At 67.2% G+C, this 25,879-nt stretch carries 19 protein-coding genes and 1 pseudogene; 11 read left to right on the top strand and 9 right to left on the bottom strand.

Features of this window, described 5'->3' with window-relative positions; genetic code table 11:
* Positions 1-110 precede the first annotated feature (110 nt).
* From murJ to KO481_RS00755, 6 genes are all read left to right on the top strand, one after another.
* Positions 111-3,986: a murein biosynthesis integral membrane protein MurJ gene (gene murJ, locus KO481_RS00730; protein ID WP_245400210.1), complete on the top strand. Its 3,876-nt coding sequence runs from the start codon at positions 111-113 to the stop codon at positions 3,984-3,986.
* Between the two features lie 293 nt (positions 3,987-4,279).
* A complete protein-coding gene (gene sigM, locus KO481_RS00735) occupies positions 4,280-4,837 on the top strand; it encodes an RNA polymerase sigma factor SigM (RefSeq protein WP_215914976.1) in 558 nt (185 codons plus the stop codon).
* 192 nt (positions 4,838-5,029) lie between these two features.
* Positions 5,030-5,878, top strand: a complete 849-nt coding sequence (locus KO481_RS00740) for an RsmA family anti-sigma factor (protein WP_215914977.1) — start codon at positions 5,030-5,032, stop codon at positions 5,876-5,878.
* A 149-nt stretch (positions 5,879-6,027) separates the two neighbouring features.
* The gene (trxB, locus tag KO481_RS00745) at positions 6,028-7,014 is read left to right on the top strand and encodes a thioredoxin-disulfide reductase (RefSeq protein ID WP_215914978.1); all 987 of its coding nucleotides are present in this window, start codon (positions 6,028-6,030) and stop codon (positions 7,012-7,014) included.
* A gap of 26 nt (positions 7,015-7,040) precedes the next feature.
* Positions 7,041-7,367, top strand: coding sequence for a thioredoxin (trxA, locus tag KO481_RS00750; RefSeq protein ID WP_215914979.1), 327 nt, complete (start codon positions 7,041-7,043; stop codon positions 7,365-7,367).
* A 305-nt stretch (positions 7,368-7,672) separates the two neighbouring features.
* Complete coding sequence (locus tag KO481_RS00755; RefSeq protein WP_215914980.1) at positions 7,673-8,866, top strand: N-acetylmuramoyl-L-alanine amidase; 1,194 nt, start codon at positions 7,673-7,675, stop codon at positions 8,864-8,866.
* Between the two features lie 82 nt (positions 8,867-8,948).
* Here the strand turns inward: KO481_RS00755 and KO481_RS00760 are convergent, their stop codons facing one another.
* The 9 genes from KO481_RS00760 to rpmH all read right to left on the bottom strand — a co-directional run bounded on the left by KO481_RS00760 (position 8,949) and on the right by rpmH (position 16,644).
* A complete protein-coding gene (locus KO481_RS00760) occupies positions 8,949-9,701 on the bottom strand; it encodes a GNAT family N-acetyltransferase (RefSeq protein WP_215915848.1) in 753 nt (250 codons plus the stop codon).
* Positions 9,702-9,909: 208 nt separating this feature from the next.
* Positions 9,910-10,926, bottom strand: coding sequence for a ParB/RepB/Spo0J family partition protein (locus KO481_RS00765; protein WP_215914981.1), 1,017 nt, complete (start codon positions 10,924-10,926; stop codon positions 9,910-9,912).
* Positions 10,927-10,930: 4 nt separating this feature from the next.
* The gene (locus KO481_RS00770) at positions 10,931-11,923 is read right to left on the bottom strand and encodes a ParA family protein (RefSeq protein ID WP_245400320.1); all 993 of its coding nucleotides are present in this window, start codon (positions 11,921-11,923) and stop codon (positions 10,931-10,933) included.
* An 802-nt stretch (positions 11,924-12,725) separates the two neighbouring features.
* The gene (gene rsmG, locus KO481_RS00775) at positions 12,726-13,517 is read right to left on the bottom strand and encodes a 16S rRNA (guanine(527)-N(7))-methyltransferase RsmG (RefSeq protein ID WP_245400211.1); all 792 of its coding nucleotides are present in this window, start codon (positions 13,515-13,517) and stop codon (positions 12,726-12,728) included.
* Positions 13,518-13,675: 158 nt separating this feature from the next.
* Positions 13,676-14,311, bottom strand: a complete 636-nt coding sequence (locus tag KO481_RS00780) for a Jag family protein (protein WP_215914982.1) — start codon at positions 14,309-14,311, stop codon at positions 13,676-13,678.
* Between the two features lie 32 nt (positions 14,312-14,343).
* Positions 14,344-15,549: a membrane protein insertase YidC gene (gene yidC, locus KO481_RS00785; RefSeq protein ID WP_215914983.1), complete on the bottom strand. Its 1,206-nt coding sequence runs from the start codon at positions 15,547-15,549 to the stop codon at positions 14,344-14,346.
* 4 nt (positions 15,550-15,553) lie between these two features.
* Positions 15,554-15,943 carry a membrane protein insertion efficiency factor YidD gene (gene yidD / locus KO481_RS00790; protein WP_215914984.1) on the bottom strand — a complete coding sequence of 130 codons (390 nt, stop codon included), beginning with the start codon at positions 15,941-15,943 and terminating at the stop codon, positions 15,554-15,556.
* Positions 15,940-16,341: a ribonuclease P protein component gene (gene rnpA / locus KO481_RS00795; RefSeq protein ID WP_215914985.1), complete on the bottom strand. Its 402-nt coding sequence runs from the start codon at positions 16,339-16,341 to the stop codon at positions 15,940-15,942. Before rnpA ends, yidD begins: the two co-directional genes overlap by 4 nt.
* A gap of 159 nt (positions 16,342-16,500) precedes the next feature.
* The gene (gene rpmH / locus KO481_RS00800) at positions 16,501-16,644 is read right to left on the bottom strand and encodes a 50S ribosomal protein L34 (protein WP_033085250.1); all 144 of its coding nucleotides are present in this window, start codon (positions 16,642-16,644) and stop codon (positions 16,501-16,503) included.
* Between the two features lie 540 nt (positions 16,645-17,184).
* Between rpmH and dnaA the strand changes: the two genes are divergently transcribed.
* From dnaA to gyrB, 5 genes and pseudogenes are all read left to right on the top strand, one after another.
* Positions 17,185-18,990, top strand: coding sequence for a chromosomal replication initiator protein DnaA (dnaA, locus tag KO481_RS00805; protein WP_215914986.1), 1,806 nt, complete (start codon positions 17,185-17,187; stop codon positions 18,988-18,990).
* Positions 18,991-19,845: 855 nt separating this feature from the next.
* Positions 19,846-21,015, top strand: a complete 1,170-nt coding sequence (dnaN, locus tag KO481_RS00810) for a DNA polymerase III subunit beta (protein ID WP_215914987.1) — start codon at positions 19,846-19,848, stop codon at positions 21,013-21,015.
* Between the two features lie 128 nt (positions 21,016-21,143).
* Positions 21,144-22,310: pseudogene (gene recF, locus KO481_RS00815) on the top strand (DNA replication/repair protein RecF); the annotation flags it as partial.
* A gap of 487 nt (positions 22,311-22,797) precedes the next feature.
* Positions 22,798-23,367 (top strand): DUF721 family protein, encoded by a 570-nt coding sequence (locus tag KO481_RS00820; RefSeq protein ID WP_215915850.1) that lies wholly within the window; start codon positions 22,798-22,800, stop codon positions 23,365-23,367.
* 462 nt (positions 23,368-23,829) lie between these two features.
* Positions 23,830-25,866, top strand: coding sequence for a DNA topoisomerase (ATP-hydrolyzing) subunit B (gene gyrB / locus KO481_RS00825; RefSeq protein WP_215914988.1), 2,037 nt, complete (start codon positions 23,830-23,832; stop codon positions 25,864-25,866).
* The last annotated feature ends 13 nt before the right edge of the window (positions 25,867-25,879 follow it).

The following is a 25,879-nucleotide window of genomic DNA, read 5'->3' on the forward strand; positions in this document are numbered from 1 at the left end:
CGGGTCCCGGCGGCGGCCCCGTCCGCCGGATGCCGCCCGGCACCGGACCCGATGGCGAGTCGGCGGGGCGGCGACGTCCCGGGCCACCCCCGCATACCGAGAACCGAGCGATGCCACAGCGCATCCCCGCGGGCGCGCGGCGGCGCCCCGCAGGCGAGCCGGACGAGTACGAGCGCTCGGCCCCGGAAGCCCATGAGGAGGCGGGCACACCCGCGAGCGCGAACTCCCGGCTGCTGAGTGCGACCGGTTCCATCGCGATCGCGACGCTGATGAGCCGGATCACCGGCTTCGCCAAGCAGGCGCTGGTGCTGATGGCGCTCGGCCCCGCGGTCGCCAGTGCGTTCACCGTCTCCAGCCAGATCCCGACGATGATCGAGCAGCTGGTGCTGGGCGCCGTGCTGACCGCCTTCGTGGTTCCCACGCTGGTCCGCGCGCAGAAGGAAGATCGCGACAACGGCGAGGCCTTCATCCGGCGACTGTTCACCGTGGCGGTCGTGGTGCTGGGTGGGGTCGCGTTGATGTGCACCGCCGCGGCGCCGGCGCTGACCAAGCACCTGTTCCTGACCGACGACGGCAAGGTCAGCGTCGGACTCACCACCGCACTGGCCTTTCTGCTCATCCCGGCGGTGCTGTTCTACGGCATGTCCTCGCTGCTGATGGCGGTGCTCAACACGAACGAGATCTTCAAGCCGGGCGCGTGGGCGCCGGTGTTGAACAACCTCACGGTGCTGCTGGTGCTGGGGCTGTACCTGCTGTTGCCGGGCGGGATCACCCTCGACCCCTTCACGATGGCCCAGCCGAAGGTGCTGCTGCTGGGCGGCGGTATGACCTTCGGCGTCTTCGTCCAGGTGGCGAGCATGGTCCCGGCGATCCGGCGCGCGGGGATCAACCTGCGTCCGCTCTGGGGGTTCGACGACCGGCTCAAGCAGTTCGGCGGTATGGCCAGCGCGGTCGTGTTGTACGTGGCCATCAGCCAGATCGGCTTCATCTTCGCCACCCGGGTCTCCTCGCACTGGGACGTGGCCGGTCCGGCCATCGTGAACCAGGCATGGAATCTGTTGCAGCTGCCCTACGGCGTGCTGGGCGTCACCGTGCTCACCGCGATCATGCCGCGGCTGAGCCGCAACGCGGCCAATGACGACACACCCGCGGTGGTCGACGATCTCGGCACGGCCACCCGGTTGACCATGATTGCCCTGGTCCCGGTGGTGCTGTTCCTCACCGTGGCCGGCCCGCAGGTCGGCGAGCTGCTGTTCGGCTACGGCCATTTCGGTCACGACAACGCGCATCGGCTGGGCGAGGCGGTCAGCTGGTCGGCCTTCGCGCTGATCCCGTACGCGCTGGTGCTGATCCATCTGCGCGTGTTCTACGCCCGCGAGCAGGCCTGGACACCGACCTGGATCATTCTCGGCATCACCGCGGTCAAGATCCTGGTGTGCGCGATCGCTCCGATGCTGGTCCGACCGGCCCAGATCGTGATGGTGCTGAGCATGGCCACCGGTCTGGGCTTCCTCACCGGCGCGATCGTCGGCGGCTGGCTGCTGCATCGCAGCCTGGGCGACCTGCGCATGTCGAACGTCGGCCGGACGGTGACCAGGGTGGTCCTGGCCTCGGTCGCCGGCGCGGCGGTCACCCTGATCGTGGATCAACTGCTGGGTCTGCCGCGCCTGCATCACGGCTTCGGCGCGATGTTCCGGGTCGGCGTCGACGGCATCCTGATGTTCGGTGTCGCCTTCGGACTCATGCGCCTGGTGGGCATTCCGGAGATCGTCGCCATCACGGTCGCGATCTCCCGCAGGCTCGGCCTCACCCCGCCCGCGCCGGATCTGGATCTCGACGGCCCGGTCGGCGAGGGCGACACGACCTTGCTGCCGCGACCCGAACTCGCCTCGCCGTACTACTACCGCTACGACCCGTACGCCGACTCGCAGCAAACGATGGTCCTGCCGGTTATCCGGCCTGAAGCGGTTGACCGTACCGGCGGGGGTGAGTTCCCGTACCCTGTTCGGCAGAGAAACGCAAATGCCGGTCCCGGCGATCGCGGGCAGGCCGATGCTGCTTCCCGCGCGGAGCCGGGTGTCGGCCGGGTGGGCGACGGGCCGGGTGCGCCGTCGACATATCGGACTTCGACACACCACGGTGAAGGAGGAACGAGGGTGAGCGACGACGCGGCGGGCGGCGTCCCTGCCGCAGATGCTGTCGGCAGTGCGGCAGGCGCAGTGCGCACCGATGACGTCATGCCCGGCAGGTTCGCGCCTGATGAGCCCGGCGACGACAGGTATGTGGCCGAGGACCTGGCCGATCTGCATGCCGAGGCCGGGCCGGACTACACCGGCCAGCACGACGACGACACGCCAGTGCACGATCCGACCTACGACACCGGCATGCTGCCGGTGGGCGCGCCGGAGATGCCGCCGATGCGGGTCGAATCGCCGGGTCGGCGCGCCCAGCGCGGCCCCAAGTTGATTCCGGGCGCGTCGGTCGCCGGCGGCCGCTACCGGCTGCTGGCCGGTCACGGCGGCGCCCGCGGGCTGCGGTTCTGGCAGGCGCTGGACGTGAAGCTGGATCGCGAGGTCGCGCTGACCTTCGTCGACGCGGATCAGAAGGCGGCCGACAACGCCGGCCACGACGGTCCGCAGGCGATCCTGTCGCGCACCCTGCGCCTGGGCCGGATCAACTCCCCGGGCCTGGCCCGGGTGCTCGACGTGGTCCGCGGCAGTTCCGGCGGCATCGTCGTGGCCGAGTGGACACCCGGGCGTTCGCTGCGTGAGATGGCCGAGACCGTGCCCTCGCCGATCGGCGCCGCGCGGGCGGTCCGGGCGCTGGCCGCGGCGGCCGAGATGGCCCATCGCGGCGGCGGCTCCCTCTCTATCGACCACCCGGATCGGGTGCGCATCAGCGCATCCGGCGATGCGGTGCTGGCCTTCCCCGGCACCCTGTCCGATTCGGATGCGCAGTCGGACGTGCGCGGCCTGGGCGCGATGCTGTACGCGCTGATCACCGCGCGCTGGCCGATCCGGACCGCCGGTGTCTCGGGGACCGCCGCCACGATCGGTGGGCTGCGGCTGGCCGATTTCGGCCCGGACGGCACCCCGGTCGAGCCCCGGCAGATCCGGCCGGAGACGCCGTTCGAGATCTCCGCGGTCGCGGTGCGATCGCTGGAGTCGAACAAGGGCGTCCGCACGGCCGCGACGGTGCAGCACGTCTTGGAACAGGCCTCGGTGGTCGATCAGAAGACCGACTTCATCCCGGTGCTGCGGCTGGGTCAGCGTGCGAATGCCACGGCCGACGAGTCCCTGGCCGATCCCGAGCTGCTGGCGGCGGAGAAGGAACGCTCGCAGCGGATGATGTGGATCCTGGTCGGGCTCGGCGTGCTGGCCGCGCTGGTGGTCGGCGTGATCATCTGGTGGCTGCTGAGCGTGTTCGCACCCGCGAGCTCCAACGCCCCGCTGGACGAGCAGCGCAAGCTCGGTCTCACCACCGCCGCCGTGGCCCCGGTGAGCCACGGCGCGGCCACCTCCGCGCCCATGACCCCGGCCACGGGCGGGGTCCCGGTGCCGATCACGGCGGCCACGGTGTTCTCCCCGGAGGGCACCCCCGACGATCCCGGGCACGTCACGGCGGTGCTGGACGGCAACCCCACCACCGCATGGCGCACCGACCAGTACTTCCAGCAGTTCCCCGCGCTCAAGAAGGGCGTGGGCGTGATGACCACCCTGGGCAGCCCCAGCAAGCTGACCAAGGTGGTCATCACCTCGCCCAGCCCGGGCACCGTGGTGGAGGTCCGCACCTCGCCGACCGCCTCGCCCACCCTCGACCAGACCCAGCTGATCGGCCAGGCCACGCTCGGCAACGGCAATACCGAGATCTCCGTGAAGACCGATCAGCCGGTCAATTACATGCTCATCTGGATCACGACGCTGGCCCAGTCGGGTGGTCAGTTCCAGTCCGCGATCGCCGACATCCGCTATCAGGCGGCGCCCTGATCGGCGTACCACCGGTCCGTCGCGGTGGCACAGCCGCGCCCCGCCCGAGTTCCCACGGTCTGGTTGCTCGAGGTTCGAACCAGCCGATATGATTCTCAGCGCGCTCTCAGCAGGGGAGCTTCCCGGGATCTGACAACGCGGTCCCGGACGAGCGAAGTACCGCCGGTGTCCATTTGTGGACGCGTATGCCATCGTGAGCGCTTTTCGAGGGGTATGTGTTGTCGTTTGAAGCGATCGAGCGATCCAGTGGGGGGACGTCGGGGGCGTCCGTTCAGCGCAGGCGCCCGATCGAGTTGGATACGGCCACCGATGTCGAACTCCTCGATGCCCATGTCGCCGGCGATCGTGATGCCTTCGGCGCGCTGTTCCGCCGTCACTACAACCATCTGTGGCAGCTGGCACTGCGAACCTGCCGCATTCCGGAGGATGCCGCCGATTCGCTGCAGGACGCGCTGTGGTCCGCGCATCGCAATGCGGCCCGATTCCGCGGCGACGCGGAGGTCCGCAGCTGGCTGCACCGGATCGTGCTGAACGCCTGCCTGGATCGCATTCGCCGCAACAAGTCCCGCTATAGCGTGTCGCTGTCGGACGAGACCGTCGCCGAGCCCGCGGCCGAACGCGACGACATCGCCCAGCTCGAGGTATCGATGCTGGTCGACGGCGCGCTGCTGCGCCTGCCCGACGATCAGCGCGCCGCGCTTGTGGCGATCGATATGGAGGGGTATACGGTGGCAGAAGCGGCGCAGTTGCTGGGCGTCGCCGAGGGGACCATCAAGAGCCGGTGTGCCCGGGGCCGCAAGCGACTTCAGCAGGAGTTGGAATTCCTGCGGAATCCTGGGAACCGGAAGTAGTTGAGATGCGTCATTACTAGTGACGAACAAATTTCGCCGGACTCGCAAGGCCCTCATCCGCACTGCGAGGTCCGCGGGTACTACTTGCTCAGCACCGCCCGATCCGGAGAGACGATGGACGACAAGCGCGAGAGCGCCGCGCGTCGGCGCCATCCCGGGGCACCCGGTGACAAAGAGGAATCAGGAGGCTCGATGGTAGCCAGCTCAGCTCCCAAGCCTCCCTTCTCCACCGATCTACTGGCCGACCTGCATGCAAACAATGTCACACCCGATCTGTCCGAACAGCTGTGGCCGCAGGTCCGCAGCGATCCGGAGGCCCTGCGGTTCCTGCGCTCGCTGGACGATGTCACCGCCGAATTACACGCGCTCGGCCAGGACTCGGCCGTGCTGCACGCCATGCCACCGGATGTCACCGCGCGCCTGGACCGGCTGCTCGACGAGCTTGCCAGCGGCACCGCACAGCCACCGGCCGAGCGCGTCGCCACCGTGCATCGTCTCCCGGTCGCCCGTGCCGCCACGCAGCCGCCGGCGACACATCCGTTGCCCGCGGTCGATACCGCGGCCCTCGAAGCCATAGACCCCCTCGAATCGGACGAGCCCGTCCCCGCGCCCATCCGGATCGACCGGCGACGATGGCGCTGGCTCGCCGCGGCCGCCGCCGCCATCGCCCTCGTCGCGGGCACCCTCGTCGGAGTGGACTCCCTCCGGGGGCACCAAGCGGCACCGAATGCGCTGCCCATCAAGCAATCCGACGATGTCGTCAACCTGTCCGATGATCTGCCCGTCTCCCAGTTGCTCGGCGCCATGGGCCGCCGCGATCTGAGCGGCCCGCTGCAGAATCCGGGCGCGCTGAACGGCTGCCTCGCCGCTGTCGGCCTGGATCGGACAGTGCTGGGCGCGATGAACGCCACCTATCGCAGCCAGCCTGCGGTGCTCGTGCTGCTGACCGGACCGAACCCGCCGAAGATCACCGCGCTGATCGTGGGGAAGGACTGCGGGGCCGGTCACCCCCACAAGCTTGTGATGCAGGACATCGGCTGAGCCTCGAGCGCGGCGGGCGGCGGCACCACCGGCACTAACGCCGTGTCCGGCCGTAACGCCGTGAGTACTACCGGACACAGTGCGGGAACAACAGCGTTTACCCTGTTGTTGACCGACACGCCTGTTGAGACATCTTTCGGAAGGGCCTCATGAGTACGCCAGTTCGCGACCTGATCATCGTCGGCTCCGGCCCCGCCGGCTACACCGCCGCGGTCTACGCCGCGCGCGCCGAGCTCGAACCGCTGCTGTTCGAGGGCACCCAATTCGGTGGCGCGCTGATGACCACGACCGAGGTGGAGAACTTCCCCGGCTTCCGCTCGGGCATCATGGGCCCGGACCTGATGGACGAAATGCGTGAGCAGGCAAAGCGTTTCGGCGCCGACATCCGCACGGAGGATGTGGACGAGCTGGACCTGTCCGGCCCGATCAAAAAGGTGACCGTCGGCGGCGAGACCTACGAGGCCTACGCGGTCATTCTCGCCATGGGTTCGGCGGCGCGTTATCTGAACGTTCCGGGGGAGCAGCGGCTGCTGGGCCGAGGCGTGAGCGCCTGTGCCACCTGTGACGGATTCTTCTTCAAGGGTCAGGACATCGTGGTGGTCGGCGGCGGCGACTCGGCGATGGAAGAGGCGACCTTCCTCACAAAATTCGCCTCCAGCGTCACCATCGTGCACCGCCGCGAGGAGTTCCGCGCCTCGCGCATCATGCTGGAGCGGGCGAAGGCGAACGAGAAGATCCGTTTCCAGCTCAACTCCGAGGTTGTCGAGGTGCACGGCGACAGCAGCGTGACCAGCCTGACCCTGCGCGACACTCGCACCGGCGAGACCTCCGAGCTCGCCGCGACCGGCCTGTTCGTCGCGATCGGCCACGATCCGCGCAGCGAATTGGTCCGCGGGCAGATCGATCTCGACGGCGACGGCTACGTCAAGGTCAGCGAGCCGGGCACTGCGACCTCCCTCGCCGGCGTCTTCGCCGCGGGCGATCTGGTCGATCACACCTACCGCCAGGCCATCACCGCCGCGGGCACCGGCTGCCGCTCGGCCATCGACGCCGAACGCTGGCTGGCCGAGCAGGGCGACATCACCAGCAACACACTGAATCACGCCGGTCAGCCGGTCGAAGTCCCCGCCCACTGATCCGCAGTTCGAGGAGTCACACCACCATGTCCGAATCCACGAAAACCGTCACCGACGCCAGTTTCGCGCAGGACGTCCTGGCCAGCGACAAGCCAGTGCTAGTCGACTTCTGGGCGGACTGGTGCGGGCCGTGCAAGATGGTCGCGCCGGTGCTGGAGGAAATCGCGGCCGCTCATGGCGACAAGTTGACGATCGCGAAGCTCGACGCGGACGCCAACCCGGCGACCTCGCGCGATTACAGCGTCCTGGCCCTTCCCACCATGATCCTGTTCACGGATGGCAAGGAGACCAAGCGCATCGTCGGCGCCAAGGGCAAGGCCGCATTGCTTCGCGAACTCGAAGGCGTGATCTAACCGGCGATCAGCATCACGACGGCGGCGGCGCAGGGTACGATTTCGGCGCCGCACGCTGGTGGTGTGTCTCGATCACGCCGTCAGCGGAGCCTCCGTCGTTGCGCAGTGTGGCGTCGACAGCGGGGTAGGATCCTCTGCACTCGCCAGAATTGCCGAAATTCGGTCCGGGTCTGAGACAATCGACCGGCGCTCCGGTCGTGTGCCCTGCGGGGGGCGGCGCCCTCGTACATCCTCGGAAAGGTTTCGGGGTTGGGTGGTCCCACGAATGGGTACCCGGGTTTGGCGGAAGGAAAGGGCTCTCACGCATGCACCGACTTCGTCACGGCGATACCGGTCCAGCCGTAGCAGAGGTTCGGAGCACCCTTGCAAGTCTGGGTTTCCTACATATGCATCCGCGCATCGGGGATGGCGAGTCGGGTGAGTACTGGAAGGATGCCGACGCCTCCTTCGATCACGAACTCGATTCCGCAGTGCGCGCCTTTCAGCAGCACCGCGGCCTGCTGGTCGACGGAGTGGTGGGTCCCGCCACGTACCGCGCCCTCAAGGAGGCCTCCTATCGCCTGGGCGCCCGCACGCTGATCTATCAGCTCTCCGCACCGCTCTACGGCGACGACGTGGCCACGCTGCAGCGGCGCCTGCAGGACCTGGGCTTCTATGTGCACCGTATCGACGGATACTTCGGCCCGCACACACACGACGGGCTGACCGCGTTCCAGCGCGAGATCGGCCTGTCGGCGGACGGCATCTGCGGCCCCGACACGCTGCGCTCGCTCGATCTGCTGGGCGCCCGCGTCACCGGCGGCAATCCGCACCGCATCGCGGAGGAGGAGGTCGTGCACCGGGCCGGGCCGCAGCTGACCGGCAAGCGGATCGTCATCGATCCGGGCATGGGCGGGCCGGACAAGGGCGTCACCGTGCCCACCGAGTTCGGCGACGTGTACGAGTCGGAAATCCTGTGGGACCTGGCCAACCGGCTGGAGGGCCGGATGGCGGCGACAGGCATGGAGACCTTCCTGTCCCGGCCGTGGGGCGCCAATCCGACCGATGCCGAGCGGGCGGAGATCTCCAACACCTTCGACGCGGATCTGATGATCTCGCTGCGCTGCGCGACCAATCCCAGCCCGCTGGCCAGCGGTGTCGCCAGCTTTCACTTCGGCAATTCGCACGGCTCGGTGTCGATGATCGGCCAGGTGCTGGCCGGATTCATCCAGCGCGAGATCGTTGCCCGCACATCGCTGCAGGATTGCCGGACGCACTCGCGTACCTGGGATCTGCTGCGGCTGACCAAGATGCCGACCGTTCAGGTCGATATCGGCTATCTCACAAACGATTACGACTCCTCTGTGCTGACCAACCCGCGGATGCGCGACGTGGTCGCCGAGGCCATCCTCGTCTCGGTGAAGCGGCTGTACCTACTCGGCCAGGACGATCAGCCCACCGGCACATACACCTTCGCCGAACTGCTGGCGGAGGAACTTGCCGCGGCGGACCGTATGTGAGGAAGGGCGTGCAGACGCCCCCGGCACCGAAAACGGCGGCCCCGGTTATCCCGGGGGCCGCCGTTTTGCTGTGTGCCGTTCGCTACCGACAACCGACCTTTGTCGGCGTCACGGTCAGTGCCGCGGTGGCCAGCAGCTGATCCAGCGCGCGCTCGACGTCTTCCTTCCAGAGGTGGTCACTGTCCAGCTCGAGGCGGAGCCGGGGGAAGCGCTGATGCGGCGCGACGACGTCGAAGCCGACATCCTCGAGGAATTCGGCATCGATCATGCAGCCCTCGGGGGAGCAGGCGCCGTTCGCTCGCGACGCGGACGGCGTTCCGGGCGAGGTAATTCCGAAGGCCGGGGTGTCGATGCGCTCCATGAGCATCATCGAGCTGATCGAGCGGGTCGGTAGCAGCGTCGCCGAGGGATCCTTGCGAATGCCGAATGCCTCGATCGCACGCACGCCGCGACGCATCAGATCGGCCACCACGGCCTGCATGAGCCGGTTGGTAACGTCGGTGTCCTGATACTGGAATTCGGCGCGCAGCGTGGTCAGCAGCACGGCGTCCGGGCTCACCGGTGAGGTCGGGAAGAGCCCGGCCCGCGGCACCACGCTCGGCGGCGAGTACAGCGCGCAGCCGGCGGGCTGATCGTTGACGAGTGCGACCTGACCGCAGGAACCCCACTCGAGCATGACCGTGGACAGCCATGCTTCCTTTTCGAAGACCGGATCGCTGAATTCGCGAGAGTCCTCGGCCACGGCGGGGTCGATCTCCCAGAACACGCATCGCCGTGCGTGCGCGGGGAGCTTGTCCAGTCCGCCGAGGGTCAGTGCGGTCACGCTGGTCGACACCGCTCTGCTCAGCCTCCAGCTGTCGGATTCATCCACACTCACGTCGCATCAATATCTTCTCGCCAGCAAGAATAAGCGATCAACGCCAACCGCCTCATTTCACATCGTCACACCCGGCGCCCCGACGCTGTCACAGTGACGTTTCTACGCCGGGGCAATACTCATCAGGTGTTCGCGGGTGTTTGCCCGCATATTTGCGCTGTCAGGGCTACCGCTGCTGTTCCATCAGACTCACGATGCGTTCCAGGTCCGCCAGGTCCCCGAACTCCACGGTGATCTTGCCCTTCTTCTTACCCATACTCACGGTGACACGGGTATCGAAGGAATCCGCGAGCCGTTCGGCGAGACGATCCAGCCCGGGGGAGTAGACGGGCTTGCGCTCCGGCCCGGGCTTGCGCTCCTGTTCCGGATACCGGTTCGCGAGCGTGACGGCCTCCTCCGTCGCCCGGACCGACAGGCCCTCGGCAACGATTCGCTCGGCCAACTTCTCCTGAGCCTCCGCGCCGGAGTCCAGGCCGAGCAGGGCACGCGCGTGGCCGGCGGAGAGAACACCGGCCGCTACCCGACGCTGCACGGGAATCGGCAGCTTCAGCAGTCGGATCATATTCGTGACGACCGGTCGGGACCGGCCGATGCGGTTCGCCAGCTCCTCGTGGGTGACGTCGAACTCCTCCAGCAGCTGCTGATAGGCCGCCGCCTCTTCCAGAGGATTGAGCTGCACGCGATGGATGTTCTCCAGCAGAGCATCGCGCAGCATCGCATCGTCGGTGGTCTCCCGGACGATCGCCGGGACCGTCGTCAGGCCGGCCTCCTGGCAGGCGCGCCAGCGACGCTCGCCCATGACGATCTGGTACTGCACGGGGGAGTCGGAACCGATCGCGGTCACACCGGACAGGGCGCGCACCACGATCGGCTGCATCAAGCCGAATTCGCGAATCGAGTGAACCAGCTCGTCCAGCGCCTCCTGCTCGAAGACCTGACGCGGCTGCTTGGGGTTGGGCTGAATCTGCTCCGGCGGGATCTCGCGGTAGGTCGCACCGGCGTCCGATTCGCTGACCGGATCGGGTACCCGATGCAGATACGCCTCAGCCGGATGCGGACCGATCGGATCGAGTCCGATGACGGCATTTGCCGCGGCGCTTCCGAGCCCCTGCACCTCGGTCGGTCCGGTCGGGATCAGCGCGGCGAGCCCGCGCCCCAGTCCACCCTTCTTCGCCTGACTCATCGGCTTATCGGCCCCTTTCCTCGTTATCGCCACTCTCCACCGGCGCCGCGGCCACCAGATCCGACGCATGTCCGGAGCCGGTCGACCGTGCGGCCATCTCCCGACCCGCATCCAGATAGCTCATCGCACCGCGAGAGCCGGGATCGTAATCGAGAACCGTCATACCGTAGCCGGGCGCCTCGGACACCTTGACGCTGCGCGGAATCACCGAACGCAGGACCACATCGCCGAAGTGTCCGCGCACCTCCTCGGCGACCTGGTCGGCGAGTTTGGTGCGCCCGTCGTACATCGTGAGGACCACGGTCGACACGTGCAGTTCGGGATTGAGATGCGACTGCACGAGCCCGATATTGCGCAACAACTGCCCCACGCCCTCCAGCGCGTAGTACTCGCACTGGATCGGGATCAGCACCTCCTTGGCCGCAACGAGCGCATTGACGGTCAGCAAGCCAAGCGAGGGCGGGCAGTCGATCATGACGTAATCGATGTCATAGCCGGCCAGATTCGCCTCTTGAATCGCGGCCTTGAGCCGGCCCTCGCGGGCCACCATCGAGACCAGCTCGATCTCGGCGCCCGCCAGATCGATAGTGGCGGGGATGCACAGCAGGCGCTCGTTGTGCGGGCTCTGCTGAATCGCATTCTGGACCGAGATCTCGCCGATGAGTAGCTCATAACTCGACGGCACACCGGAGTGATGCTCGACGCCGAGGGCCGTACTGGCGTTGCCCTGCGGATCGAGATCGATGACGAGCACCGTCATCCCCTGCAGCGCAAGCGCGGCGGCCAGATTGACCGCCGTGGTCGTCTTGCCGACCCCGCCCTTCTGGTTGGCGATCGTGATGATTCTCTGCTCGCGGGGCTTCGGGATGTTCATTCCTCCAGGGTGTAGGACCTGGCTCGCGCGCTGAGCCTCGGCCGCGATCGGCGTATCGGCGGAGATGCCCGAAAAGGCAGAGCGGCCGAACTCATCTGGATCGAAGCCGCTACCCTCCAGCATTCCAGGGACCCGGGACGTTGTTTCCCGTGAAACGTTCGACATACAGGCTCCTAACCCCGAGAACTTCAGACACGCGCCGGAGCGGCTTCAGCGCCGCGTGGCTCGAGCAAGCGGAGCGCGGCGCCTAGGGTGAGAACGATGCCCTTCCGGCGAGCCTGTCGGGCATCACATTCCGCGCTCACGCTCAACGCCACTTAGCTTGCCAGCACCGGACCGAATACGGAAGTTGAACCGCGGCAATCCTTCTACGACACGCGCAGAATGACCGATTCGCGTCCACAGATCCGGCTCCGCATCAAATTTCGGGTTGTTTCACATGAAACCTCGACGCCGAATCGGTTGGCCCGCCATGGGGATCGGGAGGGCGATACCGATGGACATGAGGTACGACACCGAATGGTCGACAGACCTTCGTCACCGTGACGAAGCGATCCGAACTGGAGCCAACAGGGCATGCGCGCATCAATTCACGCGCACCGCGAGGCATCTCGATCGGACACACGACCGAACGGGAACTCCCGGTCAGCCACCCGGCCAGAGGGGCAGCTCATCGCGAACAGCTGCACTCGAACACCTGCGCATCGATGGGGGTTACACCCCGGCGTGGGACGACGTAAGCGGCCGAGCATGTTTCATGTGAAACACCACGATCGTCGCTCAGCGCGACCCGATTTCGATCATCGGGTTTCATGTGAAACATCGCACCCTGGCGTGGTTTCACATGAAACACCCGAGCGAACATCCCGACGCAAACCCGGCGACGCAGCCCACCAGATGGCCGCGAGCGCGCCGCCTGACACGATCAGCGGGCGCGCTGCTTTCGAGCTCCGCGCCGATTCTCCCTCTCGGAGCGAGGGAGTCGTTCGACGCTCAGGACGACCGTCGGCGGCGTGACGATCCCCGCGCCACATTCGAGCACCTCCGCATTACCGCCACCCGCGCGCGTCAGCTCCTCACGATCACGCTCGAGTTCCTCAGCGACGCTCGAGCCCTTCAACGCGAGCATGCGCCCGTGATCGTGCACCAGCGGCAGCGACCACTGCGCCAGCTTCGCCAACGGGGCCACCGCGCGCGAGGTCACCACATCCGCGCCGCCGGCCTCCTTCCGGACACCGGGCTGCTCCGCACGACCGCGCACGACGGTCACGTTCAGCCCTGCGGACTCGATAAACTCGGCCAGGAAGATGGTTCGACGCAACAGCGGTTCGACCAACGTCACCCGCAGATCGGGCCGGGCGATGGCCAGGGGGATTCCCGGAAGTCCGGCACCGCTGCCGATATCGACCACCGTGGCCCCCTCCGCGATGAGCTCTCCGAGTACTGCACAGTTGAGGATGTGCCGATCCCACAGCCGCGGAACCTCTCTGGGCCCGATCAGTCCACGCTCGACGCCGACGGAGGCCAGTGCCGCGTGGTACTGCCGAGCGAGCGGCAGCCGGTCGCCGAACACGCGTGCCGCCTCGGCCGGCGGCGGCTCGACACCCGAACCGGGGGAGGGGTTCGAGTCGGTGACGCCCGCGCCGAGCCGATCGGGCATGACCGGGGAGCCTGCGTGGTTACGCTCCGCTGCCGCCTCCGGCACTGACCCGCTCATGCCTCGTTCCACGTGAAACTTCCTTCCGGACCGATGGGACTCAGTATCCATTGACGATGCTTCCGGCCGTGCGACTACCTCCGTACAAGCGTAGGGCCCCCGGTTCCGGGGAACCGGGGGCCCTCTCGCACGCTGGTGCTCGCGGTGCTGGCGTCCGACTAAGCGGGAACAACCACCACGTGTCGATTGGGCTCGACGCCCTCGCTCTCACTCTCCACGCCGTCCACGACCGCCACCGCGTCGTGGACGATCTTGCGCTCGAACGGAGTCATCGGCGCGAGCGACTCCGGCTTGCCCGACTCGAGCACCCGCTGGGCGGCCGCCGCACCGAGGGCACTCAACTCCTCGCGGCGCTTGGCCCGCCATCCGGCCACGTCCAGCATCAGCCGGCTGCGCACGCCGGTCGCCTGCTGAACCGCCAGCCGGGTCAGCTCCTGGAGCGCGTCCAGCACCTCGCCGCGGCGCCCTACCAGCTTCGACAGATCGCGACCACCATCGATGCTCACCACGGCGCGATCGCCCTCGACATCGAGGTCGATATCGCCGTCGAAGTCCAGCACGTCCAGCAATTGCTCGAGGTAGTCACCGGCGATCTCGCCCTCCTCGATCAGCTCCTCCTCGGCGTCGCCCGCGTCGTCGTCCTCCGTGGCGGCAACCTCTCGTCCGGCCTCGTCGTCCGCGGGTGTGTCCGAGGCGGGCTCTGCGGGGTGCGTGGGTTCCGTCGTGGCTTCCTCCATGGTTCCGTTCGCGCTCAGCGCCACAGTGGCGTCCCCTCCGTCGGTCTCAACAGTCATGTTGTCGTTTCCTTCATTCCAGCCGCGAGTTATCAGCGACGTCGCTTCTGATTCGGGCGGCCACGATTACCGGATCGCTTGCGATTGCCCTGCCCTGCCGATTTACCCGCCGAGGCCGGACCCTTCCCGGACCTAGCGGTTCCGTTCTTCGACTGCGCCGTGACCTCGGTGCCGGTGACGGGTGCATCCACGGGCTCGTCCACGGGAGCATCGATGGGCTCGTCCACGGGAGCATCGGTCGCCGCACTGCCGCGCTTACGCCGGGCATCAGGCTTGGCGCCCGGCTTGGGGGCATTCTGCGCACGGCGCTCCAGCGCCTCCTGCTTCTTGGCCGCCTCTTCCCTGTCGATCTGCTTGAAGACGACGTGCTGCTGACCGAAGGTCCAGATGTTGTTCGAGACCCAGTAGAACAGGATGGCGATCGGCAGGAATGGTCCACCGATGATCACACCGATCGGGAAGACATAGAGCGCGAGCTTGTTCATCATCTCGGCCTGGTTGGGACCCATCGGGCTCGTCGTGGGAGCGGCTCCCATGCCGGTCGGATCGACGCCGCCGACGCCGGTCGCACGCTGGCGGGCAACCGAGGCGCGAGCGTTCAGGTGAGTCGCCAGACCCGCGATGAGCATCAGCGGGACCGCGACCGCGATCATGTTCGCCACATGGGGGATGCCGCCGAAGTCGGCGAACGCGGCCAGCTGCGACTTGGGGGTCGTGATGGCCGCGGAGATCGGCGCACCGAAGATGCGGGCCCGCAGGAACGACTGCACGTCGCCGACGCCGAAGGCGTAGTTCGGGGTGTGCGCGTTCGCATAGGGAGTCATGCCGCCGCTGTGGCCGAGGCCGGGCAGACCGCTGACCACACCGACACGGTTGAACGAGCGCAGCACGTGGTACAGGCCGATGAAGACGGGGATCTGCACGAGCATGGGCAGACAGCCCATGAGCGGATTGAAGCCGTGTTCCTTCTGCAGCTTCTGCATCTCGACCGCCATTTTCTGGCGATCGTTCTTGTACTTCTTCTGCAGTTCCTTGATCTTCGGCTGCAGCGTCTGCATCTGCCGAGTGGTGCGCACCTGCTTGAGGAACGGCCAGTACAGCACGACGCGGAGGGTGAACACGAGGAACACCACGGCAAGCGCCCAGGCGAACCCGTTGTCCGGGCCCAGCGCGAACCCGAAAACGCGGTGCCAGAACCAAAAGATCCAGGACACCGGATAGTAAATGAAATCGAGCACGGCTCTATGCACTCCCGTCGGTCGTGTCGCCGGTCACCGCGGGCGGCGACCCCTTCAAAGGCTTCTGTTCGGCTGCCTCACCGGTCGCCGAGCTCGGCGCGGGCGCGGAGCTCTCGGGCACAACCGGATCGGCGGCAGCCCCCTTCCGCTTCCGTTCCGGAACGGGGTCCCACCCACCAGGGTGCCAGGGCGCACATTTGGCCAGACGCACGGCCGTCAATCCGAGGCCGATGAACAGCCCTCGGGTGCGCAACGCGGTCACCGCGTACTCGCTGCAGGTGGGGGTGAACCGGCACACCGGCAGCCGGGTGGGGGAGATGTAGGTGCGGTACAGCTCGATGAGGAAGATCAGGAGTTTGGCCGGGAAATGGCCCGCGGCGCGAAGGTACTTCATGAGAGTCTGCCGGATTCCAGCGTGGGCGGCTCGGACGGACTCGCCTCGGGTAGCAGCCGGCGCAGCGCGGACCGCAGCTGCCGATCCAGTTCGGCGCTGTCCACGGTCGCCGCGCCCGGCAAGGCCCGGATAACGATATCCGCCAGGACGGGAAGCTCACCCGCCACACCGGCGCAGATATGACGCAGGCGGCGAGCCACGCGGTGACGCACCACCGCATTGCCCACCGCCTTGCTGACGATCAAACCGAATCGCGGGCCGCCGGAGCGGACATTCTCGATCGACACAGGTGTCAGGAGCGCGTGCACGACAAGATCATGTCTCCCGACTCGCCGGCCGTGCCGCACCGTCCGGGAGAAATCGGCACGATGATGCAGCCGATACGGCTCAGGCAACACCTGGGTGTCCGAGCACGTATCGGGTGGAGAGGTACGGACCGAACGGCGAACAGTTCACGACGCTCCATCCTCCGGCGCCGCTTCCGAGGGCCCTGCGTAGTTACGCAAGCTGCCTCCTTCGGGCCCGCCGGTGCGCGGCGCGATGCCGGTACCGATCGATCAGGCCGTGAGCTTGGCGCGGCCCTTGCCGCGGCGCGCCGACACGATGGCGCGACCCGCGCGGGTCCGCATCCGGAGACGGAAGCCGTGGACCCGCGCCCGACGACGGTTGTTCGGCTGGAACGTCCGCTTGCCCTTGGCCACGGTCAACACTCCTCGAGTTGGTGAGCGCCAGGCGGCGCTCGAAGTTAGTCGGTGAAACATACTGTGTTCGCAATGTGGGCCTGGAGGCCGCATCCGAACAACGCCCATCGGGGTGCAATGACCTGTCCGTGTGGAGACAGCAGGCACTGCGCACCGCGTCAATGGGTGACTGTACGAGGGTACTGATCAGCTCGTACAGGGTCAAACTCGGGTCCCTCGATGCGATCTGCGCCACTACCGAGGCCCCGCGGCGACTCGCCCAGCGCCCCTGCCGCACGGTCACGGCAACGAGTATGGTGCGTTGCTGGGGGATTGCCGAAGAACGCCTGGTCTGGGCATCGTCCGGGGGATGTGTACAGCCCTACGCGCACTGATGCGCTTTTCCACATCTGTGGATAATTGTGTGGAAACACCCCTGGGGTGGCATATTCTTATGGCCCCCAGCCCACCAAGACGGCCTTGCCGACGCCCATGCTGCGGGGGACTGCGGGCGATGCCGACCGTCTGCTCCAAGCGAGATGTTCCGGGGAGGAAGTATACGTGGACGACGAGCAGAACGTGTTGACCGCAGTCTGGCCGGAGGTGGTCGCCGAACTCACCATGGGCTCGGCCGACGGTGCCATCCCTCCGGTGAGCAACGCCCAGAAGGCATGGTTGGGCCTGGTCAAACCGTTGACGGTGGCACAGGGATTCGCCCTGCTCTCGGTGCCCTCCTCACTCGCCCAGGAGGCGATCGAGCGCGATCTGCGCGAACCGATCCTGCGTTCCCTCGGCCGACGGCTCGGCCCACAGGTGGAAGGACTCGGCGTCCGGATCGCGGCGCCCGCGGCCCCGCCCGCCGATCGCCTCGGCGGCCAGCCCCGGCATGCGCGCCTGACCTCCCGCCCGGACCGGCTGCGTGAGCATCCGCGCGCTCCCCGCGAGCCTGTGAATTACCCCGCACCACCGGAGTACCAGGCACCACCGGACTACCCGGCGCCGCGCTATCACACCCCGCCCGAGTATCCGGCCGGCGACGACTATCCCCAGCCCGAGTTTGCGGCCGTGCAGATGGCCGGAGAGTTGCCGAACATCCCCAACCACGGGGTGGCAACCCCGATGCGCCACGACATGGACCTGCCCCCGGTCCGCAACGCCCCGAGCCCGCCCGGACAGGAGTCGCTTTTCGCGCCCGAGTCCGAACCCATACCGGTGCGGCGGCCACAGCCGGAGAAGCCAGAGGACGACGAACCGGTCGTGCAGGGCCCCAACTCGTGGCCGACATACTTCGCTAAGCCCCCCCAGCCACCCGCGCCGGCCCCGGCCGCCTCCTCCTCGTCGGCGAGCCTCAATGCCAAATACACGTTCGAGACGTTCGTGATCGGCGCCTCCAACCGGTTCGCCCACGCGGCCGCGGTGGCGATCGCCGAGGCGCCCGCGCGCGCCTACAACCCGCTGTTTGTCTGGGGCGCTTCGGGTTTGGGCAAGACGCACCTGTTGCACGCGGCCGGCCACTACGCCCAGCGGCTGTTTCCGGGGATGCGGGTGAAGTACGTCTCGACCGAGGAATTCACCAACGACTTCATCAACAGCCTGCGCGACGACCGCAAGGTGGCCTTCAAACGCCGCTACCGCGAGACCGACATCCTGCTGGTCGACGACATCCAGTTCATCGAGGGCAAGGAAGGCATCCAGGAGGAGTTCTTCCACACCTTCAACACGCTGCACAATGCCAACAAGCAGATCGTGGTGTCCTCGGACCGGCCGCCCAAGCAGCTGGCGACGCTGGAGGAGCGGCTGCGGACCCGGTTCGAGTGGGGCCTGATCACCGATGTGCAGCCGCCCGAACTCGAGACCCGGATCGCCATCCTGAGCAAGAAGGCGCGGATGGACCGCCTCGACGTGCCGCACGACGTGCTCGAACTGATCGCCAGCCGGGTGGAGCGCAATATCCGCGAGCTCGAGGGCGCGCTGATCCGGGTGACGGCGTTCGCCTCGCTCAACGGGCAGCCGCTGGATCTGTCGCTGGCCGAGGTGGTGCTGCGGGATCTGATGCCCGACACCACCACGCTGGAGATCACCGCCTCGACGATCATGGCCGTCACCGCGGAGTACTTCAACACCACGCTGGAGGAGCTGACCGGTCCGGGCAAGGCGCGGCCGCTGGCCCAGGCGCGGCAGATCGCGATGTACCTGTGCCGCGAACTCACCGATCTGTCGCTGCCCAAGATCGGGCAGGCCTTCGGCCGCGACCACACCACGGTCATGTACGCCGAGAAGAAGGTGCGCAAGGAGATGACCGAGCGCCGGCGCGTGTACGACCAGGTTCAGGAACTCACAGCCCGAATTAAACAGCGCTCCCGCTGATTCGATCCACAGGGCCCCTTCACCCCGCTGACCTGGGTGAAGGGGCCTTTTCGCGTTGTGGATTCCTCGAGGAATTCTTGTGGAGTCCTCGAGGAATCCCCCGGCTGTCCACCGAGTTGCCCACAGCGCTGGGGAGCAATCTGTGCATCGACCGCTCACAGGGGTTAGTCCACAGATTGCACAGGCCGATTCATCCACGGGGGCTGACCAGTCGCGATCCCCGATTCGGGGTGTGGATTCCTCGAGGAATCCCTGTCAGGTCCTCGAGGAATCCACGGGTTCTGCACCGGATTACGCACACGTGTGCACAACAGGGTGATCACCGGGGGAGAACTCGAGGATGGCTCGAGGATGGGGTTGGGACAGATCCGTGAACTCCACAGTGGCTCCCCGTTCATCCTCGAGTCACCCTCCGGACATCCCCATGCCGCCACGCCTCCCTAGCAGGGAGTTCGCCCGGACTCCACAGATTCCACAGCGCCTACTACTACTTCAGTTCTCTCTCTAGAGAGATCTCTTTTAAAACAGGGTGTGTGGAAACTCGGTTCGGGGATACATCGACACGACGGCACCATCCCCAGGACCGAATCGAAGGCAGGGAGAAGGGCAGGACCCGGAGCGGCGCCCATCCGGTATCGGCACCGCCCACGGATGGACCCCCGGCATCCCATCCGACGCACCGGAGGGGGCGGCGTGGTCTTTGCTGTCGTTCACGGGTACGGTTTGGTGTCGGTCGCCTGTGTCACACTGCGGTGAGAGGGAATGCGGGAGGCCGATCCAGCACCTCATGCATGAACCCGCGCACGTATCGAACAGGTCACGACCGACCGAGACTGGGAGAGGAAATACCGGGCGATGGAGCTTGCAAGCATGAAGTTTCGGGTCGCTCGCGAGGATTTCGCGGAGTCCGTCGCCTGGGTGGCGCGCAGTCTGCCGTCGCGCCCGCCCGTGCCGGTGCTCGGCGGCGTCCTGCTCGTCGCGAGCGAGGAGGGGCTCACGGTCTCCGGTTTCGACTACGAAGTCTCCGCGCAGATGCGAGTCGCCGCCGAGGTGGCCGGTCCCGGACAGGTCCTGGTCTCCGGGCGCCTGCTGGCCGACATCACCAAGGCGCTGTCCAACAAGCCGGTCGACGTGTCGGTCGACGGCACCCGCGTGCTGATCGCCTGCGGCAGTGCCAAGTTCTCGTTGCCGACCATGCCGGTCGAGGATTATCCCCAGCTTCCCGAACTGCCCCCGCAGACCGGTGAGCTCGGGGTCGATCTGTTCAGCTCGGCGGTGAGCCAGGTGGCCGTCGCCGCCGGCCGCGACGACACGCTGCCGATGCTCACCGGCATCCGGGTCGAGATCGAGGGTTCCAAGGTGGTGCTCGCCGCCACCGACCGCTTCCGCCTTGCCGTGCGGCACCTGGAGTGGCAGCCCGGCCGCCCCGATGTGGAGACCGCGGTGCTGGTCCCCGCGCGCACCTTCTCCGAGGCCGCCAAGACGCTCGGCGCCACCGATGCTCCGGTGCAACTCGCCTTCGGCACGGGCACCGACGGTCTGCTCGGTATCGTCAACGGCGGCCGCCGCACCACCACCCGGCTGCTGGACGCGGAATTCCCGAAGTTCCGCCAATTGCTCCCCAAGGAGCACACCTCGATCGCCACGCTCGAGGTCGCCGCGCTGATCGAGGCGATCAAACGCGTTGCGCTGGTTGCCGAACGCGGCGCCCAGGTTCGCCTCGAATTCTCCGATCAGGGCCTGCTGCTCTCGGCGGGTGGCGACGACGCGGGTCGCGCCGAGGAGTGGCTGTCGGCCGATTTCCGTGGCGAGCCGCTGACCATCGCCTTCAATCCCGGCTACCTCAACGACGGTCTGTCCGCGTTGCACGCCGACCGCGTGACCTTCGGATTCACCACGCCGAGCCGGCCCGCGGTGCTGACTCCGGTCGGCGAGGCCGAGCCCGAGGTCAACGAGTCCGGCGCCTTCCCCGCGCTGTCTACCGACTACATCTACCTGCTGATGCCGGTTCGCCTGCCGGGCTGAGTCCGCGCCTTGTGGGGCGAGCTGTGGATACTGTTGACAACTCTGTGAAATACCCTGGGCGGGTGGGCCGTTCGGTCCGCCTCCCCAGGTTTTCCACAGGGTCCCCGGCGGGAGCGGTGGACTGAGCGATGTACGTGCGGACATTGACGCTGCGTGATTTTCGCTCCTGGGACCAGACCGATCTCGAATTATCCAGCGGTCGCACGGTTTTCCTGGGTTCCAACGGAAACGGCAAGACCAACCTGATCGAGGCCGTCGGATATCTGTCCACACTCGGCTCCCACCGCGTGGCCGCGGACGCACCACTGATTCGCTTGGGCGCGCAGCGATCCCGGATCGGTGCGACGGTCGTCAACTCCGGGCGCGAGCTGCGCATCGATATGGAGCTGAACCAGGGCTCGGCCAACCGCGCACAGATCAACCGTTCGCCCGTGCGCCGCACCCGCGAGATCCTCGGGATCCTGCAGACGGTGCTGTTCGCACCGGAGGATCTCGCGCTTGTCCGCGGCGATCCATCCGAGCGCCGTCGTTTCCTGGACGAGCTGTGCACCGCGCGGCTGCCCCGCCTGGCCGGCGTGCGCTCCGATTACGACCGGGTACTGCGCCAGCGTTCAGCCCTGCTGAAAACCGCTGGCAGGCACGCACGTTCGCGCTCGTCGGCGGATCTGAGCACGCTGGATGTCTGGGACGGGCATCTGGCCGTACACGGTGCCGAACTACTGGCACAGCGGTTACGCCTGGTACACGAGCTGCATCCACACCTGGAGCAGGCGTACCACTCGATCGCGCCGGAGTCCCGCACCGCCGCCATCCGCTATCGCAGCGGTTATCTGCCGCCGGAGTTCCTGGAACCCGGCCGGTCTCCGGATCCCGATGACGCGCAGGCCCTCGAGGAGATCATGCTGCGCGAGCTGAGCGCCGCGCGCCCACGGGAACTCGAACGCGGTGTCTGCCTGATCGGCCCGCACCGCGACGACCTGGACCTGATGCTGGGCTCCGCACCGGCGAAAGGCTTTGCCAGCCACGGGGAATCGTGGTCGTTCGCGCTGGCGCTGCGGTTGTCCTCCTTCGAACTACTGCGCTGTCTCGGCACCGATCCGGTCCTCATGCTGGACGATGTCTTCGCCGAGCTCGACCGACGTCGCCGCACGGCCCTGGCCGCCGTCGCGGCCACCGCCGAACAGGTGCTGATCACCGCCGCCGTGCCCGAGGACGTGCCCGCGGAGCTCGAGGCGCGGCCGTTGCACGTGGAGACCAGCGGTGCGGCCGACCACCGCATCTCCCGCATCGTGGATCCGGCCGTTGCCACTGCCGCTGCGTCGACCGTTGCCGATGTGTTGGCCACTGCCGGTGCGCCGGACACCGCCGCTACGTCGGCCACCGCGGCTGCGCCAGACGTTGCTGCTGCGCCCGAAATCTCCATGGATCCGGGCGCCTCCATGGATCCGGGCGCCTCCATGGATCCGGGCGCCTCCATGGATCCGGGCGCCTCCATGGATCCGGACGCCTCCACGGACCCGGACGTCCCCACAGACCCGGACGCCCCCCTCGGCGCATCATCCGGTGGTGATTCCGCGCACTGATCGATGAGCCTGTGATATTGCCCATATCCGTCCATCGTCACGTGTCGTAATTGGGTTGCATGACACTGCTCGCCGCATGGGCGTGTCATCGATCCCACCCGCTAGCCTTTGTGCAACACCGGCACCCGGAGCCGATTGCGAGCCTGTCCCTTGCCCGCACGACCGGGCCGCACCGGCAGTGCAGGGAAGGGCGATGGCGATGGCGGACGATCTCGAGCGCGGTTCCTCCGCCGCCGAATCCACCGGCCCGGAGACCGAACTGCGGGGGATCGACCTGGCCCGTCGGGCGCTGGAGGAGGCGCGCGCCGCGGCCAAGGCCAGCGGCAAGGCGGTCGGGCAGGGCCGGGCCTCGCCGCGCAGGGGCGGCGTGCGGGCGCTGCGGCGCCGCGGCTGGTCGGGTGCCGGGCCCGACGAGCGCGATCCCCAGCTGCTGTCCGCGGTCGCCGGCGCCCTGGCCAAGGGCCGCGGCTGGTCCGGAAAGGTCGCCGAGGGAACGGTATTCGGCCGCTGGTCGAGCGTGGTCGGCGAGGACATCGCCAGCCACGCCACCCCCGTCTCGCTGACCGACGGGGTGCTCAGCATCCAGGCCGAGTCCACAGCCTGGGCGACTCAGTTGCGCATGCTGCAGGCGCAGCTGCTGGCGAAGATCAATGCCGCCGTCGGTCAGGGCGTGGTGAAACAGCTCAAGATCAGCGGCCCGGCTGCTCCGAGCTGGCGCAAGGGGGCGCGGCACGTGAAGGGGCTGGGGCCCCGCGATACGTACGGTTAGGCGTACCTCCGCATTCGCTCCGGCCATGCACGGTTTCGGACGGCTTCGCCGACGGCGCCCATTAGGTCGGGCGGTTGCTGAAGCGGGGTCGTTTCACGTGGAACCGCGCACCGGCCGATGACAAGATCCGCTCAACCATCCGGCAAACCGCCGCGCGGGCATCCGACGGGCCGCGCAGGCTTGTGACGGATTCAAACCTACAAGCCGACCCGTTGCCATCCGAATTAACGCACTCACGACGCCGTCAGGGGTGTCATAGGTGGGTCCTGGGCTGGGTGTGCCAGTAGGATGGGGGAGTAACTAGCGGCGATACCCCCGGCACGTTCCGTGCAGCCGCCCGCTGGACCCGTAGTTCTCGAGCCGTTCGTCACCTCGAGCAGACACCATCTGGGGTCCGGCGTGTGCCGCGCTGTGCTTCGACATCGAGCCGGGAGATCAGCAAGTAAGGAGAGCTACCGAGCAGTGGCTGCCAACGACTCCAATGCAAGCGGCTCCAAATCAGGTAAGCAGACCTACGGCGCGGAATCCATCACCGTGCTCGAGGGGCTCGAGGCGGTACGCAAGCGCCCGGGCATGTACATCGGCTCCACCGGTGAACGCGGTCTGCACCACCTGATCTGGGAGGTTGTGGACAACTCCGTCGACGAGGCGATGGCCGGGTACGCCACCCGCGTCGATGTCACGCTGCTGGCCGACGGCGGCGTCGAGGTCGTCGACGACGGCCGCGGCATCCCCACCAGCATGCACGCGCAGGGCATCCCCACCATCGAGGTGGTCATGACCCAGCTGCACGCGGGCGGCAAGTTCGACTCCGAGTCCTATGCGGTGTCCGGCGGTCTGCACGGCGTCGGTATCTCCGTGGTGAACGCGCTGTCGACGCGGCTGCAGGCCGATATCGACTACGACGGATATCACTGGAGCCAGGAGTACAAGGACGCCAGGCCCGGCAAGCTGCTCCAGGGCGACCCGACCAAGCGCACCGGGACCACGATCCGCTTCTGGGCCGATCCGAACATCTTCGAGACCACCGTCTACAACTTCGAGACCGTGGCCCGCCGGCTGCAGGAGATGGCGTTCCTGAACAAGGGCCTGACCATCACGCTGACCGATGAGCGGGTGGCCGACACCGACATCACCGACGAGGTGGTGAGCGAGACCGCCGAGGCGCCCAAGCACGCCGAGGAGGGCGCGCCCGCCGAGCACAAGGTCAAGACCCGCACCTATCACTACCCGGGCGGCCTCGAGGATTTCGTCAAGCACATCAACCGGACCAAGCAGCCGATCCACAACACATTGGTGGCGTTCACCGGCAAGGGCACCGGCCACGAGCTCGAGGTCGCGATGCAGTGGAACTCGGGCTATTCCGAGTCCGTGCACACCTTCGCCAACACCATCAACACCCACGAGGGCGGCACCCACGAAGAGGGCTTCCGCGCGGCCCTGACCACGGTGGTGAACAAGTACGCCAAGGACAAGAAGCTCCTGAAGGAGAAGGACGGCAACCTCACCGGTGACGACATCCGTGAGGGCCTGGCCGCCATCGTGAGCGTGAAGGTCAGCGAGCCGCAGTTCGAGGGCCAGACCAAGACCAAGCTCGGCAACACCGAGGTCAAGTCGTTTGTCCAGCGCACCTGCAACGAGCACCTGGCGCACTGGTTCGAGGCCAATCCGGCCGACGCGAAAACCATTGTGAACAAGGCGGTCTCGTCGGCGCAGGCGCGCGTCGCCGCGCGCAAGGCGCGCGAGCTGGTGCGCCGCAAGAGCGCGACGGATCTGGGCGGGTTGCCCGGCAAGCTGGCCGACTGCCGCTCCAAGGATCCGACGAAGTCCGAGATCTACATCGTGGAGGGTGACTCCGCCGGTGGCTCGGCCAAGTCCGGGCGCGACTCGATGTATCAGGCGATCCTGCCGCTGCGCGGAAAGATCATCAATGTCGAGAAGGCCCGCATCGACCGGGTGCTGAAGAACAACGAGGTGCAGTCGATCATCACCGCGTTCGGCACCGGCATCCACGACGAATTCGACATCGCCAAGCTGCGGTATCACAAGATCGTGCTGATGGCCGACGCCGATGTCGACGGCCAGCACATCTCGACCCTGCTGCTGACGCTGCTGTTCCGGTTCATGCGCCCGCTGGTCGAGCACGGGCACGTGTACCTGGCCCAGCCGCCGCTGTACAAGCTCAAGTGGCAGCGCTCGGATCCGGAGTTCGCCTACTCCGACCGTGAGCGCGACGGCCTGCTCGAGGCGGGCCTGGCCGCGGGGAAGAAGATCAACAAGGAGGACGGCGTCCAGCGCTACAAGGGTCTGGGCGAGATGAACGCCAAGGAGCTGTGGGAGACCACGATGGACCCGTCGGTCCGCGTGCTGCGCCTGGTCACCCTGGACGATGCCGCCGCCGCCGACGAGCTGTTCTCGATCCTGATGGGCGAGGACGTCGAGGCGCGTCGCAGCTTCATCACCCGCAATGCCAAGGACGTTCGCTTCCTCGACGTGTAGTCCGGTGCGAAAC

Source organism: Nocardia albiluteola (genome assembly GCF_018860155.1).
Lineage (GTDB): Bacteria > Actinomycetota > Actinomycetes > Mycobacteriales > Mycobacteriaceae > Nocardia > Nocardia albiluteola.

Bases quoted from the DNA above. Each gene is read 5' to 3' on its own strand.
- murJ (WP_245400210.1), top strand. From the start codon at position 111: ATGCCACAGCGCATCCCCGCGGGCGCGCGGCGGCGCCCCGCAGGCGAG.
- KO481_RS00740 (WP_215914977.1), top strand. From the start codon at position 5,030: ATGGTAGCCAGCTCAGCTCCCAAGCCTCCCTTCTCCACCGATCTACTG.
- trxB (WP_215914978.1), top strand. From the start codon at position 6,028: ATGAGTACGCCAGTTCGCGACCTGATCATCGTCGGCTCCGGCCCCGCC.
- trxA (WP_215914979.1), top strand. From the start codon at position 7,041: ATGTCCGAATCCACGAAAACCGTCACCGACGCCAGTTTCGCGCAGGAC.
- KO481_RS00755 (WP_215914980.1), top strand. From the start codon at position 7,673: ATGCACCGACTTCGTCACGGCGATACCGGTCCAGCCGTAGCAGAGGTT.
- KO481_RS00765 (WP_215914981.1), bottom strand. From the start codon at position 10,926: ATGAGTCAGGCGAAGAAGGGTGGACTGGGGCGCGGGCTCGCCGCGCTG.
- KO481_RS00770 (WP_245400320.1), bottom strand. From the start codon at position 11,923: ATGCTGGAGGGTAGCGGCTTCGATCCAGATGAGTTCGGCCGCTCTGCC.
- rsmG (WP_245400211.1), bottom strand. From the start codon at position 13,517: ATGAGCGGGTCAGTGCCGGAGGCGGCAGCGGAGCGTAACCACGCAGGC.
- KO481_RS00780 (WP_215914982.1), bottom strand. From the start codon at position 14,311: ATGACTGTTGAGACCGACGGAGGGGACGCCACTGTGGCGCTGAGCGCG.
- yidD (WP_215914984.1), bottom strand. From the start codon at position 15,943: ATGAAGTACCTTCGCGCCGCGGGCCATTTCCCGGCCAAACTCCTGATC.
- dnaN (WP_215914987.1), top strand. From the start codon at position 19,846: ATGGAGCTTGCAAGCATGAAGTTTCGGGTCGCTCGCGAGGATTTCGCG.
- KO481_RS00820 (WP_215915850.1), top strand. From the start codon at position 22,798: ATGGCGGACGATCTCGAGCGCGGTTCCTCCGCCGCCGAATCCACCGGC.